Annotated in this window: 1 protein-coding gene; it reads left to right on the forward strand. The window is 61.0% G+C overall.

Annotation, left to right across the window (positions count from 1 at the left end; translation table 11 throughout):
* On the forward strand, positions 1 to 564 hold a 564-nt coding region (locus ACMO6A_RS11825), incomplete at its 5' end, for a polysaccharide biosynthesis protein (RefSeq protein WP_418471315.1).
* Between the last annotated feature and the right edge of the window lie 619 nt (positions 565 to 1,183).

Here is a 1,183-nt window from a genome sequence, read left to right on the forward strand (position 1 = left end):
GTCATGCAGTACTACGCGCGCACGGCGAAGACCATTTTCTCCGCCGTGCGCTTCGGCAACGTGCTGGGCAGCAACGGCAGCGTCATCCCCGTGTTCCAGCGCCAGATCGCCGCGGGAGGCCCCCTCACCGTCACCCATCCCGACATCGAGCGCTTCTTCATGACCATCCCCGAGGCGTCGCGCCTGGTCATCCAAGCAGGCGGCATGGCGAAGGGCGGCGAGATCTTCATCCTCGACATGGGCGAGCCGGTGAAGATCGTCGACTTGGCGAAGGGCCTCATCCAGCTGCAGGGCCTCACGCCCGACGTGGACGTCAAAATCGTGTTCACGGGCCTGCGCGAGGGCGAGAAGATGTACGAGGAGCTGCTCATGGACGAAGAGAGCACGCTGCCCACCGACAACCACTCCATCCTCATCTCCACCGGCCAGGAGATCAGCTACACCGAAGTGGCCGAGAAACTGGACGAGCTGGAAGCCGCACTCACCCTCACCGACGAGGAAGCCGTCCACGTGCTGGAGAAAACCGTCTGCACCTATCGCCACACCCCCAACAAAGCATCCTAAAGAGGAGCGCTCCTTTCGAGACGCGTTCGAACATGGACGCGTCGCATGCCCGGCGCATCATCGCCCGAAAAACACGGAAATCGCCCGAAAAGCGTGTTTTTCGGGCGATGATGCGTGCGTAGCTAAATCTTGGTAAGGTCGAGCCGATACGGGAGCCTTTTCCCACCTCCGGCTCGTCATGTTCGTCGTTCAGATCGCCAAACCGCAGGTTGTACGAACTTCCTGTCAATGCATTCTCGAATTGGGATAGCCATATCGGTTGGATCTTACCAGGCATGCGCAACCGACGTCGCGTCGCGCGCAGTCGGGCTGCGAAGTCGGTTGCGGCTTGTGAGGCGAAATCCGGCCTCATGCGGTAAAGATCGATCGGTTTGGCAACCCTGAAGGGGCTCGAGTCGCCGTCTCGACGGTCGAAGGTTCTTGTCTTCGCGCGTTTTGCCAGCTCGGAAAACCAGTGCGCGAAGAAAGCGGAGGCAGGGGATTACCAAACCGCTTCGATTTTACCGCGCGCGCACGGTTTTTTCGACACGAGGCCCATGGTGCGGTAGCGCAATGGGGCGGCGTTGCTTGGGAACCCAGAATCCGGGCAGAGAATCGCGGTTCGGGCGCGGTGTGGGGG

It is taken from the genome of Eggerthella sp. (assembly GCF_048329335.1).
In the GTDB taxonomy this organism is placed as follows: Bacteria; Actinomycetota; Coriobacteriia; order Coriobacteriales; family Eggerthellaceae; genus Eggerthella; species Eggerthella lenta.